Origin of the sequence: Bradyrhizobium sp. 149, from assembly GCF_023073915.1 — a bacterium.
GTDB lineage: Bacteria > Pseudomonadota > Alphaproteobacteria > Rhizobiales > Xanthobacteraceae > Bradyrhizobium.
Map to the genome: position 1 here is coordinate 1,825,020 of NZ_JADPKK010000022.1, position 17,173 is coordinate 1,842,192.

Consider the following 17,173-nt stretch of genomic DNA (forward strand, 5'->3'; position numbering starts at 1 on the left):
ATGCGACCAACAGTTGAACCGTCGGGCAAAACAGGCGCATACTGCTAATATTCAGAAATCACAGCGCCCCTGCAGGGTCGTCCGCGGCGAAGGCCGGGACGACACTCAGTGTGGCGCGGCGCTGCTCAGCTCAACCAGAATTTCGGCGTCGTCGGCTCCAGCCGCCCGCCCGCGCGCACCGGTGCAATCCGCAGTGCGAGTCCCGTCGTGTCATCCGTCTCCACCGCGACGCCGCTCAGCGTCGCGGCGCCCGCCGCGGGCTCGAAGCGGCCTGACGGGATTCCCGAGGTGAACCTGCGCAGCGGCTCTTCCTTCTGCATGCCGATGATGGAATCGTAGTCGCCGGTCATGCCGGCATCTGTCATGTAGGCGGTGCCGCCCGACAGGATCTGGTGGTCGGCGGTCGGCACATGGGTGTGGGTGCCGACGACGAGGCTGGCGCGGCCGTCGCAGAAGAAGCCGATGCCCTGTTTCTCGCTGCTCGCCTCGCAATGGAAATCGACCACGATGGCGTCCGCGGCAACGCCGAGCGGGCAGGCGCCGAGCTCGCGCTCCAGCGCTGCGAAGGGATCGTCGAACGGGGTCATGAAGACGCGGCCGAGCGCGTTGACGACGAGCGCGTGCTTGCCGTTCTTGGTCTCGACCAACGCGGCGCCGCGACCGGGCGTACCGCGCGGATAGTTCGCCGGCCGCACCAGGCGCTCGGCGCGCTCGATGAAAACAAGCGCTTCGCGCTGGTCCCAGGAATGGTTGCCGAGCGTCACCGCGTCCGCGCCTGCGTCGAGAAACTCCTGATAGATCGCTTCCGTGATACCAAAGCCGCCGGCGGAATTCTCGCCATTGACGACGACGAAATCGAGCGACCAGTCCTTGACCATGCCGGGCAGATATTCGGCGATGGCGTTGCGGCCGCTACGGCCGACCACATCACCCACGAAGAGAATGCGCAACTTCAGAACTCCGGAAATCGAATACGTCGGATTCCGTTAGCACATAATCCAGCGCGACGTCGTGGGATAGTGCCGGAACCGCCTTGATCTCCTGGGCTGCAAACGCGAGCCCGATGCCGATGATGTTCTTGGTTTTCCGCAGATGCGCGAAGGTGTGGTCGTAGTGCCCCGCGCCATAGCCGATGCGATGGCCGAGACGATCGAAGGCAGCGAGCGGCGTCAGCATGATGTCAGGGATGACTTCGGCGGCCCCGGGCGACGGCTCGGGAATGCCAAGCGGTCCGAGCATCAGGCGATCGTTCGGATGGAAGATGCGGAAGATCAGCGACTGGCCGCGCGCGGTGACGCAAGGCAGCGCGAGCCTGGCGCCCTCCTCGGCGAGCTTCTTCATCAGCGGTATCGGATCGATCTCGCTGCGGATCGGCGAATAGCCGGAGACGATGCTGCCCGACAGGAGCTGGAACGGCAGCCCGCGGTTGGCGAGCTTGGCGGCGGCGGCGGTGCGTTTCCTTTCGCTCAGCGCATCGCGGGCCGCGAGGGCTTTGGTACGGAGTTCGGCTTTCGAATTCGACATGCGCTTTGGTCCCCCACGTCATCACCCGCCTTGTGCGCCCTCGCGCATGGGAGCGGGTGATCCCGCATTCCAGAGGCGGTGGTGATTCACACAAAAGCAGCGGCGTACTGGATGCCCCCCCGTGCGCAAATGCGCACTCGGGGGCATGACACCTGTTGAACTGGCCGCAGTCATTTCAACAAGGACAAACCAAGCAAACAAAAAGTGCGAAGCCGCGAACGCCGTTGAAGCACTCGATCCCGGAGTTCCCTACGAAAGTAGGTGGGCACCATATGTCCGAGCCCACGGGCCCGGCCAGGGACAGTTCCCTAAAGGATCGATAAGGCCCCGGGGATTATGGCTCCTGACGCGCGTCGCAGCCTCGCTTCTGCAATGTAACAACGATGCTGACGAATCACCAGCCCGGTGAAGGGTCAGCCGATCGCAATCCCGTTGCCGACGGTCCGGTTCAGGACCTGGGTCGACTTCTCGATGCGATCGGCGGCGGCGTTCAGTGCGTTGACGACCGCGGTCTGGGTCAACCGGGCGCGCTCGACGGCGGCGTTGCGGAAATCCCGCAATTCGGTCAGCTCCTGCTCCATGGTACGGATGCGGTTGCCGGCGTCGACCAGCTCGTCGCAGACGGTCAGCGCCGCCATCACGGTGAGCCTCGCATCACCGATCTCGCCGAATTTTCCGCGCAGCGACTGAATCCGCGTCTCCAGGCTCTCGGCGAGCTTGAGCAGCCGCACCTCCTGGCCCTCCTCGCAGGCCATGCGGTATTGCCGGCCGTTGATGGTGACGTTGATGTGGCTCATCCGTCCTCTCCGGTATCGAGCACCGAGCGTATCGTGACGATCGCGGAATCCAGCCGGTCGGAGATCTCGCGGCTGGAGCGCTCGAGCTTGCGCGCCTTCACCAGCGCCCCGTCGAGCTCGTCGGCAAGCCGCGAGCGGTCCGCGCCCAGCGCCTGGATTCGCGCCGCGAGCTCGTTCTCGTCGCGGTCGGCGTCGCGCCGCCGCTCCACCGCGCTTTCGAGCGAGTCGAGCGCCGCCATGAGCCTGCGGGTCGCGATCTCGATCTCGACGGCCGAGGACTCCGTCATGGCAGAGCTGTTGGATACGCGATCGTTCATGCGGTCAGCGGCGGAACCTGTGGCCTTGCCCGTGGGCTTTTCCTTGGGCTTTTCGTGGGGCTTGCCGTCCGGCAAAAGACTCGGTTCGGCAAGCGGTTAGAAGCAGAAATTTACGTGGCAAGCTAGGGAAGCGCAACGCCGCCGCGAAACTATGCACTGCTAAGCAACTTTTACGGCCAAACCGACGTTTGATTGCCTTGGACTCCCGGAACCGAGGTGCTATTTCAGCCCCGACCTTCAGTGCCGCCAGGCTCCTTCCATGCGGCCCGCTCCGCCGCCAAGCGCCTCATTTCAGACGGATTTCAGACATGACGCAAGTCGATCACGGCCGTATGGCCAACGCGATCCGCGGCCTCGCAATGGACGCCGTCGAGAAGGCGAAGTCCGGCCATCCCGGCTTGCCGATGGGCGCCGCCGACATGGCCACGGTGCTGTTCACGCAGTTCCTGAAATTCGATGCGGCGGCGCCCGCATGGCCTGACCGCGACCGCTTCGTGCTCTCGGCCGGCCACGGCTCGATGCTGCTGTATGCGCTGCTGTATCTGACCGGCAATTCCGACATGACGCTGGACCAGATCAAGCAATTCCGCCAGGTCGACTCGCTGACCCCGGGCCACCCGGAGAATTTCCGCACCAAGGGCATCGAGACCACCACGGGCCCGCTCGGCCAGGGCATCTCGACCGCCGTCGGCATGGCGCTCGCCGAAAAGATGCTCGCCGCCGAGTTCGGCAAGAAGATCGTCGATCACCATACCTATGTGCTCGCCTCGGACGGCGACCTGATGGAAGGCGTGTCGCAGGAAGCGATCGCGATGGCCGGGCACTGGAAGCTCAACAAGCTGATCGTGCTCTACGACGACAACGGCATCTCGATCGACGGCCCGACCTCGATCTCCGATTCCGTGGACCAGGTGAAGCGTTTCAAGTCGGCGGGCTGGGCCGCCGAGAAGATCGACGGCCACGACCAGGCTGCAATCGCTGCCGCGATCACGCGGGCGCAGAAGTCGAATAAGCCGACGCTGATCGCCTGCCGCACCACCATCGGTTTCGGCGCGCCGCACAAGGCCGGCACGTCGAAGGTCCATGGCGAAGCGCTCGGCGCCGAGGAGCTCAAGGCCGCCAAGGAAAACCTCGGCATCTCGCTCGAGCCGTTCGCGGTGCCCGACGACGTGCTGAGGGCCTGGCGTGAAGCCGGCAGCCGCGGTGCTGTGGCGCGCCAAGAATGGGAAGGCCGGCTCGGTGAACTCGGCGGCCGCAAGCGCGCCGAGTTCGAGCGCCGCGTGCGCCACGAGCGTCCGGCCTCGCTGGCGAAAGCAGTGCGCGCCTACAAGAAGGAGCTGCTGGAAAAGCCGATGACTGCGGCCACCCGCAAATCCTCGGAAGCCGTAATCGAAGTCATTGCCGGCGCCATGCCGATGGAATTCCTCGCGGGCTCGGCCGACCTCACCGGCTCCAACAACAACAAGGCGAAGTCGGCAACCGCTTTCTCCGCCAAGACGCCGAAAGGCCGCTTCATCCATTACGGCATCCGCGAGCACGGCATGGCCGCGGCGATGAACGGCATCTTCCTGCACGGCGGTTTTGCGCCGAACGGCGCGACGTTCCTGGTGTTCACCGACTACGCGCGGCCGGCAATGCGCCTTGCCGCATTGATGGGCGCCGGCGTCGTCTATGTGATGACGCACGACTCCATCGGCCTCGGCGAAGACGGCCCGACCCATCAGCCGGTCGAGCATCTCGCCGCGCTTCGCGCCATCCCGAACATGCGCGTGTTCCGCCCCTGCGATTCCGTCGAGGTCGCCGAGTGCTGGGAACTCGCGCTGAACCGCATCGACGGCCCGACCGTGCTGGCGCTGACGCGGCAGAACCTGCCGCAGCTCCGCACCACCGCGCCGAACGAGAGCCCTTGCGCTCAGGGCGCCTACGAGCTGGTGGCCGCCCAGGGCGAAGCCAAGGCGACGCTGTTTGCGTCCGGCTCCGAGGTCGAGATCGCGGTCGCGGCGCAGAAGCAGCTCACGGAGCGCGGCATCCCGTCGCGGGTGGTCTCGGTGCCCTCGCTCGAGCTGTTGTTAGCGCAACCAGAGGCGAAGCGGGCCGCCATCATCGGCAACGCGCCGGTGAAGGTCGCGATCGAGGCCGCGGTGCGCTGGGGCTGGGATGCCGTGATCGGCCAGGACGGCGACTTCATCGGCATGCATTCCTTCGGCGAGAGCGGGCCGGCGAAGGAGCTTTACAAGCATTTCGGCATTACCGCCGAGGCTGCGGTTAACGCCGTGCTGAAGCGCGTTTCCTGAGAGTTGAGCTTGCCAAAAAAAAGGATTACGTAACTCCTCATATGATCAAGCACCGCCCGGCCGAACCGGGCGTCCGCCCTAAAAAAACCCTCGCAGGCGCGCTAAGCGCGTTGTGCGGGATGATTGGCGTTATCGACACCCGTCATTGAACGGTCATAAGGAGACGAAACATGGCAGTCCGCGTCGGAATTAACGGTTTTGGCCGCATTGGCCGTAACATCCTGCGGGCTATCGCCGAGTCCGGCCGCAAGGACATCGAGGTCGTAGGGATCAACGACCTCGGCCCGGTCGAGACCAACGCCCATCTGCTTCGCTTTGACAGCGTCCATGGCCGTTTCCCCGGCACCGTGACCGTTGATGGTGACTCGATCAGCCTCGGCGGTGCAAAGATCAAGGTGACCGCGGAGCGCGATCCCTCGAAGCTGCCCTGGAAGGATCTCGGCATCGACATCGCGATGGAATGCACCGGCATCTTCACCTCGAAGGACAAGGCCTCTGCGCATCTGACCGCCGGCGCCAAGCGCGTGCTGGTCTCCGCCCCCGCCGACGGCGCCGACGCCACCATCGTCTACGGCGTCAACCACGACACGCTGACCAGGGAACATCTGGTCGTCTCCAACGGCTCCTGCACCACCAACTGTCTTGCGCCGATCGCCAAGGTGCTGAACGACCTCGTCGGCATCGAGACCGGCTTCATGACCACGATCCACGCCTATACCGGCGACCAGCCGACGCTCGACACCATGCACAAGGATCTCTATCGCGGCCGCGCGGCTGCGATGTCGATGATCCCGACCTCGACCGGCGCCGCCAAGGCGATCGGCCTCGTGCTGCCGGAACTGAAGGGCAAGCTCGACGGCGTCGCGATCCGCGTGCCGACCCCGAACGTCTCGGTGGTCGACCTCAAGATCGTCGCCAAGCGCGCCACCGATCCGAAGGAAATCAACGAGGCGATGAAGCGTGCCTCCGAGCAGCAGCTCAAGGGCATCCTCGGCTACACCAGGGCGCCGAACGTCTCGATCGACTTCAACCACGACCCGCACTCGTCCACCTTCCACATGGACCAGACCAAGGTGCAGAACGGCACGCTGGTGCGCGTGATGTCCTGGTACGACAACGAGTGGGGCTTCTCGAATCGCATGGCGGACACCGCCGTCGCGATGTCGAAGGTGATCTAAGTAGCAGGTCTCGTGTCCCGGACGCGGTGCAGAGCGCTTGCGCTGCTCCGCAGAGCCGGGACCCATGTCTCCCCGCGTAGGTCCCGGTTCTGCACAGCGGCACTTCGCGCCGCAGTGCGCCCGGGACAAGAGAGAGTGTCCGATGACCAACAAATTCCGCACCCTCGACGACGTCGACGTGAAGGGCAAGCGCGTGCTGCTGCGCGTCGATCTCAACGTGCCCATGGACAACGGGCGCGTCAGTGACGCAACGCGGCTCGAGCGCGTCGCGCCGACCATCACCGAAATCTCGGACAAGGGCGGCAAGGTCATCCTGCTCGCGCATTTCGGCCGACCGAAAGGGCGCGACGCCAAGGACTCGCTCAAGCCGGTTGCCGAGGCGCTCGCCAAGGTCGTGAAGAAGCAAGTCGCCTTCGCCGATGACTGCATCGGCGAGGCCGCGGCCAGCGCCGTTGCCGGCTTGAAGGACGGCGACATCCTCTGTCTGGAAAACACCCGCTTCCACAAGGAAGAGGAAAAGAACGATCCCGCCTTCGTCGCGCAACTGGCCAAGCTCGGCGACATCTGGGTCAATGACGCGTTCTCGGCCGCGCACCGCGCCCACGCCTCAACCGAAGGCCTCGGCCACAAGCTGCCGGCCTATGCCGGCCGCACCATGCAGGCCGAACTGGTTGCGCTGGAGAAGGCGCTGGGCTCACCGACCAAGCCCGTCATCGCAATCATCGGCGGCGCAAAGGTCTCGACCAAGATTGACCTGCTCGAAAACCTCGTGACCAAGGTTGACGCGCTGGTGATCGGCGGCGGCATGGCCAACACCTTCCTGCACGCCCAGGGCGTCGGGATCGGCAAGTCACTGGCCGAGAAGGATCTCGCCGCGACCGCGCTGCGCATCATGGAGAAGGCGGAAGCCGCCAACTGCGCCATCATCCTGCCGGTCGACGCCACCGTCGCCTATCATTTCGCGGCCAACGCGCCGTCGCACGCCTATGGCCTCGACGCAATCCCGGCCGACGGCATGATCCTTGATGTCGGTCCGCAGTCGATCGCACGTGTCCATGCCGCGATCGACGATGCGGCGACGCTGGTCTGGAACGGACCGCTCGGTGCCTTCGAGATGCAGCCCTTCGACCGCGGCACGATGTCCGCCGCCAAGCATGCCGCCGAGCGCACCAAGGCCAAGAAGCTGATCTCGATCGCGGGCGGCGGCGACACCGTCGCGGCCCTCAACCAGGCCCATGTGGCCGGCCAGTTCACCTATGTCTCGACCGCCGGTGGCGCATTTCTTGAATGGATGGAAGGCAAGCCCCTGCCCGGCGTCGAAGTTCTGCGCGTCAAGTAGTCAGTCGGAAAATAGCTAGCGGGCCCCGAAGGCCCAAACGGGAGAAAAAGACAGATGGCTCGGATCACGTTACGTCAATTGCTCGACCATGCGGCGGAGAACGATTACGGCGTACCGGCCTTCAACATCAACAACATGGAGCAGGCGCTGGCGATCATGGACGCGGCCAACCAGGTCGACGCGCCCGTCATCATCCAGGCCTCGCGCGGTGCACGCTCCTACGCCAATGACGTCATGCTCAAGCACATGATGGACGCGGTGACCGAGATCTATCCGCACATCCCGGTCTGCGTGCATCTCGACCACGGCAACGAGCCGGCAACCTGCATGACCGCGATCCAGGCCGGCTTCACCTCGGTGATGATGGACGGCTCGCTCAAGGCCGACGGCAAGACCCCCGGCGACTGGAGCTACAATGTCGGCGTCACCAAGACCGTGACCGACATGGCCCATCTCGGCGGCATCTCGGTCGAGGGCGAGCTCGGCGTGCTCGGCTCGCTCGAGACCGGCATGGGCGCCAAGGAAGACGGCCACGGCGCCGAGGGCAAGCTGAGCCACGACCAGCTCCTGACCAATCCGGATGAAGCCGTGAAGTTCGTCCAGGAGACCCAGGTCGACGCGCTCGCGATCGCGATGGGGACGTCTCACGGTGCTTACAAGTTCACCCGCAAGCCCGACGGCGACATCCTCGCCATGAACGTGATCGAGGAGATCCACCGCAAGCTGCCGAACATGCATCTCGTCATGCACGGCTCCTCGTCGGTGCCGCAGGACCTTCAGGACATCATCAACGCCTATGGCGGCAAGATGAAGCCGACCTGGGGCGTGCCCGTCGCCGAGATCCAGCGCGGCATCAAGCACGGCGTGCGCAAGATCAACATCGACACCGACAACCGCATGGCGATGACCGGCCAGATCCGGAAGGTGCTCAAGGACAATCCGGAAGAGTTCGACCCGCGCAAGTACCTGAAGCCCGCGATGGAAGCGATGACCAAGCTCTGCAAGCAGCGGCTCCAGGAATTCAATACCGCAGGCCAAGCCTCCAAGATCAAGAAGGTGCTGACAACGGCCGAGATGGCCAAGCGCTACGCCAAGGGCGAGCTCGCCCCGAAGGTGGCGTAAGCCACCCCCCACTTTCTCCGTCATTCCGGGGCGCCACCAAGCGGCGAGCCCGGGATGACGACCTTGCTGCCGGCGCCAAAGCCTCCCCCCTTGCCCTGCGACGAACGTTAACTCGGCATTTGCCCGAGAACGGTCTATTTTCACCGGCAAGGGCAGAATCGTTTTGGGAGGACATCTCGATGAATCTGACTGAGCTCAACAGGATCGCGACCGCCATGGTCGCGCCCGGCAAGGGCATCCTTGCCGCCGACGAATCCTCCGGCACCATCAAGAAGCGTTTCGACGCGATCGGCGTGGAATCAACCGAACAGAACCGCCGCGACTATCGCGAGATGCTGTTCCGCGCGAAGGACGCCATGAGCCGATACATCTCCGGCGTCATCCTCTATGACGAGACGATCTGGCAGGACGCGAAGGACGGCACGCCCCTGGTCAAGCTGATCGAGAGTAGCGGCGCCATTCCCGGCATCAAGGTCGACGAGGGCACGCAAGCCCTGCCGATGTGCCCGGGCGAGCTCGTCACCGTCGGGCTCGACAAGCTCGCGGAGCGGCTGAAGACATATTACGAGCGCGGCGCCCGCTTCGCCAAATGGCGCGCGGTGATCGACATCGGCAGCGGTATCCCCTCGATGACCGCGATCAGCGTCAACGCCCACGCGCTGGCGCGCTATGCAGCGCTGTGCCAGGCCGCGCAGATCGTGCCGATCGTCGAGCCCGAAGTGCTGATGGACGGCGATCACGACATCGATCGCTGCTATGAGGTGACGAGCCGTGTGCTCAACAAGACGTTTCAGGAATTGCGCGTGCAGCGCGTCGCGCTCGAGGGCATGGTGCTGAAGCCGAACATGGCCGTCTCCGGCAAGAAATGCGCGAAGCAGGCTTCCGTCGAGGAGGTCGCGGAGAAGACGATACGGCTGCTCAGGGCTTGCGTCCCCGCGGCGGTGCCCGGCATCGCCTTCCTCTCCGGCGGCCAGTCGGACGAGGAGGCAACCGCGCATCTCAACGCCATGCACAAGCTCGGCCCGTTGCCCTGGGGCCTGACCTTCTCCTACGGTCGCGCGCTCCAGGCCGCACCGCAGAAGGCATGGTCTGGCAAGGCCGAGAATGTCGCGGCCGGACAAGACGCATTCAGTCACCGCGCGCGTATGAATGGACTCGCCTCCAGGGGCGAATGGCAAAGCAGCCTGGAACAGAAGGCAGCCTAGATCTTGTCGAACAAATCTCCTCCGCCGCGCCCGGCGCCGCGCCTTTATCTGGCAACACCTGTGGTCGACGATCACGTCTCGCTTCTGGCCGAGCTGCCCGCCCTGCTCGCCTCCGCCGACGTCGCGGCCGTGCTGCTGCGGCTGAAACAGACCGATCAGCGCACCATGATCTCGCGGATCAAGGCGCTCGCGCCGGTCGTGCAGAATGCGGGGGCAGCCCTGCTCGTCGACGGCCATCCTGAGCTCGTCGCACGCGGCGGCGCCGACGGCGCGCACCTACCCGGCATCGCCGCGCTGAAAGAGGCGTTGCCATCGCTCAAGCCCGATCGCATCGCCGGCGTCGCCGGGCTGACGACGCGGCACCATTCCATGGATGCGGGCGAGATGGGCGCCGACTACGTGCTGTTCGGCGAGCCCGACACGAAAGGCCAGCGGCCGTCGTCGCAGGCGATTGCCGAGCGGCTGGATTGGTGGGCCGAGCTGTTCGAGCCGCCCTGCGTCGGCTTTGCCATGTCGCTGGAAGAGGCCCACGAATTCGCCGCCAGCGGCGCCGATTTCGTGCTGGTGGGCGACTTCATCTGGGCCGATCCGCGCGGACCCAAGGCCGCGCTGATCGAGGTCGACGCTGCGATCAAGCAGGCCCATGCGACTGCGCTTGCAGGTCAGGAGCACGGCTAGCGCCCGACATGAAGCTCCCGCGCATCACCATCCTGGCCACGCTGCTGCTGACGGCGCCCGCGGCCGCGCAGCTGCAGATCACGCCGCCGGCCGCAACGCCGAGCCCGCCGGCCGAGAAACAGAAGCCGAAGCCGCCGCCCGTCGCCAAGAAGAAGGAGGCCGCGCCGGCCCCCAAACCTTCAGCCTCGCCCAAGCCTTCAGCGTCTCCCAAACCATCGGCCTCCCCAAAGGCGCCCCCTGCCGCGACCGTGATCCCGGCACCTCCGACCGACAATCCCAACGTCGATCTGGTGTTCGGCGCCTATCAGCGCGGCCAGTACAAGACCGCCTTCGATCTCGCCACCGCCCGTGCCGAGGCCGGCGATGCCAAGGCGATGACCATGCTGGGCGAGCTCTATTCCAACGCCATGGGCATCCGGCGCGACTACGCCAAGGCGCTGCAATGGTACAAGCGCGCTTCCGACGCCGGCGACCGCGAGGCGATGTTCGCGCTCGCCATGCTCAGGATGTCCGGCCGCGGCGGCCCGGTCGACAAAAACGAGGCGGTGAAGCTGATGGCGTCCGCCGCCAAGCTCGGCGAGCCCAGGGCCGCCTATAATCTCGCGCTGCTTTACCTCGACGGCCAGACCCTGCCGCAGGACGTCAAGCGCTCCGCGGAGTTGCTGCGCCAGGCGGCCGATGCCGGCCTGTCCGAGGCGCAATACGCGCTCGCGACCTTCTACAAGGAAGGCACCGGCGTGCCGAAGGACCCGGAACGGGCGGTGCGTCTGCTCCAGGCGGCGACGCTGACCGACAATGTCGATGCCGAGGTCGAATACGCGATTGCGCTGTTCAACGGCACCGGCACGCCGAAGAACCAGCCGGCGGCTGTCGCGTTGCTCCGCAAGGCCTCCCGCCAGGGCAGCGCCATCGCGCAGAACCGGCTGGCCTGGGTCCTGATCAACGGCATGGGGACATCCGTGGACAAGGTCGAAGGATTCAAATGGCATCTGGTCGCCAAGACCGCCGGCAAGGGCGATCCGGAGCTGGACAAGCAATTGTCCGATTTGCCGGCCGAGGACCGGGCCAAGGCCGAGGCCGCAGCCAGGAAATGGCTCGGGACCAAATGATTTGACGCCGAATGAACTGAAGCAATGACTTGACCTTGGGCCCCTCGCAGGGCACCCCATCCCTCAATCAGGCGCGATTTCGCGCCATTTCCCCCGATCCAGACCAGAGCTCATGCTGTATTCCGCAACTATCAACGTCATGGTCAAGGCCGCGCGCCGCGCCGGCCGCAGCCTCAAGCGCGATCTCGGCGAGATCGAGCATCTCCAGGTCTCGCTGAAGGGACCGGCGAATTTCGTCTCGCTGGCCGACAAGCGCGCCGAGGAGATCCTCTACCAGGACCTGGCCAAGGCCCGACCCGGCTACGGCTTCATCGGCGAGGAAGGCGGCACGCGAGAAGGCTCCGACAAGAGCCACACCTGGATCGTCGATCCCCTCGACGGCACCACCAACTTCCTGCACGGCATCCCGCAATTCGCGATTTCGATCGGGCTTTCGCGCGAAGGCACGATCATCGCCGGCGTGATCTACAACCCCGCCAATGACGAGCTCTACATCGCCGAGCGCGGCAAGGGCGCCTTCCTCAACGACCAGCGCCTGCGGGTCGCCGGCCGCCGTCAGCTCAACGAATGCGTGGTGGCCTGCGGCCTGCCGCATATCGGCCGCGGCGACCACGAGGAATTCCGCCGCGAGATGACCGCGATGCAGGAGCGCGTCGCCGGCCTCCGCCGCTTCGGCGCCGCCTCCCTCGACCTCGCCTTCGTCGCCGCCGGCCGCCTCGACGGCTACTGGGAGCGCAACCTGCAACCCTGGGACATTGCCGCGGGGCAGATCATGGTGCGCGAGGCCGGCGGCACGATCACCGACATCGACACGCCGGGCGATGCGCTGGTGACGGGGCACGTGGTGTGCGGGAACGAGTTCGTGCACGGCGAGCTGGTGAAAATTTTGCGAAAGCCGGCATAGTAGCACGGCGGCTCGATCTGCTGCGGCTAGTCGTCGTCCTCTTCGGATTCCTCGTCGCGATATTCACCGCCAATGGTCAGGCCCTCGATGGCCGTGGCGCCTTTCGACTTGATCACCCGGCGGAGTGGGACCGAACTCTCGCTTCGCAGTGCGTCCATCAACTGTTCCGAATGGGTGACAATCCAGATGTCGGCGCGGCGTGATGCCTTGGCGATGAGCCGGGCCAGCGGCGCCAGCAGCGACGGATGCAGGCTTGTCTCGGGTTCGTTCAGCGCGATGAACGGCGGCAGCCGATAGCCCATGAACACTGCGAGCAGGCAGATGTATTTCAGCGTCCCATCGGACAATTCGTGAGCCCGGAACGGCCGCGGCATATCCTCCAATTGCAGATCAAATTCACATCTGCCGCTTTCTTCCCATGCGCGGAGTTCGGCGCCCGGGAATGCATCCTGGATTGCGTCCTGCAGGTCGCTCGCGTCTTCCCGAATGACATAGAGAGTCGCCAGGGTCGCAGCCAAATCGATTCCATCGGCGCTGAGCGAGGGCGTCGCGATCGCCAGACAGGGCTTTCGTATCGGTGACGACGGATCAGTGCGAAAGTCATGATAGAATCGCCAGCCCATCATCGCATTTCTGATCAGGTCGATTTCGGGGCATTGCTTGCCATCGGAAAAAGCCGCAAGCGCCGTCTCCGACGGCAGCACCGCATCCTTGTGAGCGTTCCAGGCGCCGCTCTCGCCACGGACGCTGACGAGCGAATTAATCCGCTCCATCAGCTTGACCGTTCGTTTGCCGTGGGTCGTTTGGATTGTTTCGGACTTGATCATCGGCTCGCCGGGAAATGCGGCCTGAAGCGGGCTGGGAAACCCGAGCTCGATGGAATAGCTCATGCTGTCGAATGTGGCCGACAGCCGCAGCCGCCCATCTTCGCCTCGCTTGCGAATGCCGGACCAGCAGACCGAATTCAATCCGCCTTCATCGGCGATCGTGCGGGTTGACCGGTCGCCGCGTCGCGCAACAGCGACAAGGACTGGTAGAGATTGGATTTGCCGACACCATTCTCGCCCACGAACACCGACAAGGGATGGATGGGGATGGAGAGCCGCCGAATGGAGCGATAGTTCGAGATCGCAATGTCGGTCGGACGCATCACATGCTCTCGATCGGCGGTGTGCCTGTGCATTTCGCGGCGCGGTACGAATACGTTGTTTCAATCCAGGGATGCAGTCTGGATTGAGGCTCCCGAGAAAGCAAGCCGACCGTCCGGCGTTCAGTCAGGGCAATCGTATATGGATTTCACGAGGACCGCGCGGGCTTGCTCCGCCTCTCCCGCTTGCGGGAGAGGCCGACGCGTCCCGGGCGATGCGAAGCATCGTCCCGAGCGCGGCGGGTGAGGGCTCTCACCAGACGGGGGTATCCTCCGCAATTGTCGACAATCCCGACGTGGAGACACCCTCTCCCCAACCCTCTCCCGCAAGCGAGAGAGGGAGCCCACTACCGATGCTGCCGCATCGTGCGCGCCATATGCGATTGCCGTGGGCGTTCAGTGGCCGGCCCTTGCCGGCGCGGGCGGCCCATAGGTCTCGACCTTCTTCTCCTCTGCCTTCTCCCGATCCCCGCCCAGCACGCGCTGCACCGAGACGAAGAACACCGGCACCATCAGCAGCGCCAGGATCACCACTGCGATCATGCCGCCCATCACGACGGTGCCGAGCGATTGCTGGCTGGCGCCGCCGGCACCATGCGCAATGGCCATCGGCAGCACGCCGCAAATGAAGGCGAGGCCGGTCATCAGGATCGGGCGGAAGCGCAGGCGGCAGGCCTCGATGGTGGCGTCCACCAGCGGCTTGCCTTCTTTCCGCAGATCCTTGGCGAACTCGATGATCAGGATCGCGTCCTTGGCGGCAAGGCCGATGATGGTGATCAGGCCGACGGTGAAATAGACGTCGTTGGGCAGGCCGCGCAGCATCGCCGCGATCACCGCGCCGACGATGCCGAGCGGCACGGTGAGCAGCACCGCGAGCGGGATGGTCCAGCTCTCGTAGAGCGCGGCGAGGCACAGGAAGACCACGAAAATCGAGAGGGCGAGCAGGAACGGCGCCTGCGAGCCGGACAGCTTCTCCTGGAGCGACTGTCCGGTCCATTCATAGCCGAAGCCGCGCGGCAGCTTGCCTGCGAGCCGCTCCATCTCGGCGATGGCATCGCCCGAGGTGAAGCCGGGCTTGGCCTCGCCCGAGATGCGCACCGCCGGATAGTAGTTGAAGCCGGCGATCTGGGTCGGCCCGCGCGCCCATTCCACCGTGGTAAAGGACGAGAACGGCACGAGCTGGCCGCGGCTATTCTTGACGTTGTAGTTGAGAATATCCTCGGTCCGCATGCGGTCGCGCGCATCGGCCTGCACCACGACGCGCTGCATGCGGCCGCGGTTCGGGAAGTCGTTGATGTAGTTTGAGCCGAGATTGGTCGAGATCGTATTGTTGATTTCCTCGAAGGTGACGCCGAAGGCGCCCGCCTTCTCGCGGTCGATCACGAGATTGACCACGCCGGCCTCGGGCAGGCCCTCGACATAGACCTTCTGAAGCACGGAGCTTGCATTGGCCTCCGCGATCAACTGGTCGGCGGCGCGCATCAAGGCCGGATAGCCCTTCTGGCCGCGGTCCTGGAGGCGGAACGAGAAGCCCGAGGAATTGCCGAGATTGTCGATCGGCGGCGGCTGCAGCGCGGAGATCTTGGCGTCGCGGATCGACGACGACAGATCGCGGTTGATGTCAGCCACGATCGCCGCTGCCGAATCCTTCGGCCCGCGCTCCGACCAATCCTTCAGGGTGATGAAGGCCTGCGCGGTGTTCATGCCCTGGCCGGAGAAGCTGAAGCCAGTGAGGAAGGTGACGTTGTCGACGCCCGGCCGCTGCGCCAGATATTTTTCGACCTTCTCGATCACCGCCTCGGTGCGGCCGTAGGACGAATCCGATGGCGTCTGCACGTCGGTGGTGACGAAGCCCTGGTCGTCCACGGGGAGGAAGCCGCCCGGCAGATTGACGAACGCCCAGGACAGGCCGGCGAGCAGCGCGGCATAGACCAGCATCAGGCGGCCGGTGCACTTCAGCGAGAAGCCGACGGTGCGCGAATAGCCCTCCTTGCTGCCGTCAAGCATGCGGTTGAACCAGCCGAACACGCCCTTCCTGGCGTGACCGTGGCCGCCTGTGACGGGCTTGAGTAAGGTCGCGCATAGCGCCGGCGTCAGCGACAGCGCGAGGAACGCGGAGAAGCCGATCGCGGCGACCATGGTCACGGAGAACTGGCGGTAGATGATGCCGACCGAGCCCGGGAAGAACGCCATCGGCACGAACACGGCCATCAAGACCAGCGTGATGCCGATGATGGCGCCGGTGATCTGCGACATCGCTTTCCGCGTCGCTTCCTTCGGCGGCAGCCCCTCCTCGGCCATGATGCGCTCGACGTTCTCGACCACGACGATGGCATCGTCGACGAGGATGCCGACCGCGAGCACCATGCCGAACATCGAGAGCATGTTGATGGAGTAACCAGCGAGCAGCAGCGTGGTACAGGCGCCCAGCAGCGCCACCGGCACCACGATGGTCGGAATGATGGTGTAGCGGATATTCTGCAGGAACAGGAACATCACGACGAACACCAGCACGATGGCTTCAACCAGCGTTGTCAGCACCTTCTTGATCGAGGCCTCGACCACGGGCGTGATGTTGTAGGGAATCTCGTAGGAGATGTTGGCCGGGAAGAAGCGCGACAGCTCCTTCATCTTCTCCTGGACCGCACTCGCAGTCGCCAGCGCGTTGCCGGTCGGCGACATCAGCACGGAGAGACCGGCGGTCGGCTTGCCGTCGAGGCGGGTGTTGAACTGGTAGCTGAGGCCGCCGACCTCGATGCGCGCGACGTCGCGCAAGCGCACGGTGGAGCCGTCGGCATTGGCGCGCAGGATGATGGTGCCGAATTCGTCCGGGGACGAGAGCTGGCCCTTGACCAGCACCAGCGCGGAGGTGCGCTGGGCAGAGGTCGACGGTTCGGCGCCGATGCTGCCGGAAGCGACCTGCGCGTTCTGCGCGGCAATGGCCTTGTTGACGTCGTCGGCGGTCAGCCCATAGCCGACCAGCTTTGCCGGATCGACCCAGACGCGCAAGCTGCGTTCCGTCGAATAGAGCGTGGCGCGGCCGACGCCGGGGATGCGGCGGATCTCGCCGAGCACGTTGCGGATCATGAAGTCGCCGAGGCCGACCTCGTCCAGGCTGCCGTCGGTCGAGTTCAGCGTGATGATCTGGAGCACCGCGCTGGAGGCTTCCTCGATCAAAATGCCCTGCTGGATCACCGCGCGCGGCAGTCGCGCTTCGACGCGCTTGATGCGGTTCTGCACCTCGACCGAGGCCGCACTGGTGTCGGTGCCCGGTACGAAATTGGCGATGATCTCGACCTGGCCGAGCGAGTCGCTGGTCGATTCGAAATTGAGGATGCCGGAGGCGCCGTTGAGCTCCTCTTCGATCAGCCGCGTGACGCTGTTGTAGAGGTTTTCGGGCGAGGCGCCGGGATAGCTGGTCGAGATCGAGATCGAGGGCGGCGCGATGATCGGATACTGTGCGATCGGCAACAGCGGAATCGAAATTGCGCCGACCAGACAGATGAACAGCGCGACCACCCAGGCGAAGATCGGCCTGTCGATGAAGAAGCTCGCCATG

At 65.0% G+C, this 17,173-nt stretch carries 13 protein-coding genes, 1 other RNA gene and 1 pseudogene; 8 read left to right on the forward strand and 7 right to left on the reverse strand.

Annotation, left to right across the window (positions count from 1 at the left end; genetic code table 11):
• Positions 1 to 125: 125 nt before the first annotated feature.
• The 5 genes from IVA88_RS26470 to IVA88_RS26490 form a co-directional block, all read right to left on the reverse strand.
• Complete coding sequence (locus tag IVA88_RS26470) at positions 126 to 950, reverse strand: TIGR00282 family metallophosphoesterase (protein ID WP_247500086.1); 825 nt, start codon at positions 948 to 950, stop codon at positions 126 to 128.
• On the reverse strand, positions 928 to 1,524 hold the full coding sequence (locus IVA88_RS26475; protein WP_247500087.1) for a 5-formyltetrahydrofolate cyclo-ligase: 597 nt from the start codon (positions 1,522 to 1,524) through the stop codon (positions 928 to 930). Before IVA88_RS26475 ends, IVA88_RS26470 begins: the two co-directional genes overlap by 23 nt.
• Before the next feature lie 205 nt (positions 1,525 to 1,729).
• Positions 1,730 to 1,889, reverse strand: a non-coding RNA gene (ssrS, locus tag IVA88_RS26480) — 6S RNA.
• Positions 1,890 to 1,937: 48 nt separating this feature from the next.
• The gene (locus IVA88_RS26485) at positions 1,938 to 2,321 is read right to left on the reverse strand and encodes a cell division protein ZapA (RefSeq protein WP_247500088.1); all 384 of its coding nucleotides are present in this window, start codon (positions 2,319 to 2,321) and stop codon (positions 1,938 to 1,940) included.
• Positions 2,318 to 2,638, reverse strand: a complete 321-nt coding sequence (locus IVA88_RS26490; protein ID WP_026232773.1) for a DUF4164 domain-containing protein — start codon at positions 2,636 to 2,638, stop codon at positions 2,318 to 2,320. Before IVA88_RS26490 ends, IVA88_RS26485 begins: the two co-directional genes overlap by 4 nt.
• Positions 2,639 to 2,946: 308 nt before the next feature.
• Here IVA88_RS26490 and tkt point away from each other — a divergent pair, with 308 nt between their 5' ends.
• The 8 genes from tkt to IVA88_RS26530 all read left to right on the forward strand — a co-directional run bounded on the left by tkt (position 2,947) and on the right by IVA88_RS26530 (position 12,467).
• Complete coding sequence (gene tkt, locus IVA88_RS26495; RefSeq protein ID WP_247500089.1) at positions 2,947 to 4,932, forward strand: transketolase; 1,986 nt, start codon at positions 2,947 to 2,949, stop codon at positions 4,930 to 4,932.
• A gap of 170 nt (positions 4,933 to 5,102) precedes the next feature.
• The gene (gene gap, locus IVA88_RS26500; RefSeq protein WP_247500090.1) at positions 5,103 to 6,110 is read left to right on the forward strand and encodes a type I glyceraldehyde-3-phosphate dehydrogenase; all 1,008 of its coding nucleotides are present in this window, start codon (positions 5,103 to 5,105) and stop codon (positions 6,108 to 6,110) included.
• 142 nt (positions 6,111 to 6,252) lie between these two features.
• Positions 6,253 to 7,449, forward strand: coding sequence for a phosphoglycerate kinase (locus IVA88_RS26505; protein ID WP_247500091.1), 1,197 nt, complete (start codon positions 6,253 to 6,255; stop codon positions 7,447 to 7,449).
• Positions 7,450 to 7,503: 54 nt separating this feature from the next.
• Positions 7,504 to 8,571 carry a class II fructose-bisphosphate aldolase gene (gene fba / locus IVA88_RS26510; protein WP_247500092.1) on the forward strand — a complete coding sequence of 356 codons (1,068 nt, stop codon included), beginning with the start codon at positions 7,504 to 7,506 and terminating at the stop codon, positions 8,569 to 8,571.
• Positions 8,572 to 8,750: 179 nt separating this feature from the next.
• Complete coding sequence (locus IVA88_RS26515; protein ID WP_247500093.1) at positions 8,751 to 9,776, forward strand: class I fructose-bisphosphate aldolase; 1,026 nt, start codon at positions 8,751 to 8,753, stop codon at positions 9,774 to 9,776.
• A 3-nt stretch (positions 9,777 to 9,779) separates the two neighbouring features.
• Positions 9,780 to 10,454, forward strand: coding sequence for a thiamine phosphate synthase (locus IVA88_RS26520; RefSeq protein WP_247500094.1), 675 nt, complete (start codon positions 9,780 to 9,782; stop codon positions 10,452 to 10,454).
• Positions 10,455 to 10,462: 8 nt separating this feature from the next.
• Positions 10,463 to 11,563, forward strand: a complete 1,101-nt coding sequence (locus tag IVA88_RS26525; RefSeq protein ID WP_247500095.1) for a tetratricopeptide repeat protein — start codon at positions 10,463 to 10,465, stop codon at positions 11,561 to 11,563.
• Between the two features lie 112 nt (positions 11,564 to 11,675).
• On the forward strand, positions 11,676 to 12,467 hold the full coding sequence (locus IVA88_RS26530; RefSeq protein ID WP_247500096.1) for an inositol monophosphatase family protein: 792 nt from the start codon (positions 11,676 to 11,678) through the stop codon (positions 12,465 to 12,467).
• A 26-nt stretch (positions 12,468 to 12,493) separates the two neighbouring features.
• On the opposite strand, the pseudogene IVA88_RS26535 reads toward IVA88_RS26530, so the two are convergent.
• Together IVA88_RS26535 and IVA88_RS26540 are read right to left on the reverse strand one after the other, a co-directional pair.
• Positions 12,494 to 13,617 (reverse strand): annotated as a pseudogene (locus tag IVA88_RS26535) (AAA family ATPase).
• 393 nt (positions 13,618 to 14,010) lie between these two features.
• Positions 14,011 to 17,172: an efflux RND transporter permease subunit gene (locus IVA88_RS26540; protein ID WP_247500097.1), complete on the reverse strand. Its 3,162-nt coding sequence runs from the start codon at positions 17,170 to 17,172 to the stop codon at positions 14,011 to 14,013.
• Position 17,173: the final 1 nt, after the last annotated feature.

Coding starts and splice junctions, on each gene's coding strand:
- IVA88_RS26475 (WP_247500087.1), bottom strand. CDS start 1,524: ATGTCGAATTCGAAAGCCGAACTCCGTACCAAAGCCCTCGCGGCCCGC.
- IVA88_RS26485 (WP_247500088.1), bottom strand. CDS start 2,321: ATGAGCCACATCAACGTCACCATCAACGGCCGGCAATACCGCATGGCC.
- IVA88_RS26490 (WP_026232773.1), bottom strand. CDS start 2,638: ATGAACGATCGCGTATCCAACAGCTCTGCCATGACGGAGTCCTCGGCC.
- tkt (WP_247500089.1), top strand. CDS start 2,947: ATGACGCAAGTCGATCACGGCCGTATGGCCAACGCGATCCGCGGCCTC.
- gap (WP_247500090.1), top strand. CDS start 5,103: ATGGCAGTCCGCGTCGGAATTAACGGTTTTGGCCGCATTGGCCGTAAC.
- IVA88_RS26505 (WP_247500091.1), top strand. CDS start 6,253: ATGACCAACAAATTCCGCACCCTCGACGACGTCGACGTGAAGGGCAAG.
- fba (WP_247500092.1), top strand. CDS start 7,504: ATGGCTCGGATCACGTTACGTCAATTGCTCGACCATGCGGCGGAGAAC.
- IVA88_RS26515 (WP_247500093.1), top strand. CDS start 8,751: ATGAATCTGACTGAGCTCAACAGGATCGCGACCGCCATGGTCGCGCCC.
- IVA88_RS26525 (WP_247500095.1), top strand. CDS start 10,463: ATGAAGCTCCCGCGCATCACCATCCTGGCCACGCTGCTGCTGACGGCG.
- IVA88_RS26530 (WP_247500096.1), top strand. CDS start 11,676: ATGCTGTATTCCGCAACTATCAACGTCATGGTCAAGGCCGCGCGCCGC.
- IVA88_RS26540 (WP_247500097.1), bottom strand. CDS start 17,172: ATGGCGAGCTTCTTCATCGACAGGCCGATCTTCGCCTGGGTGGTCGCG.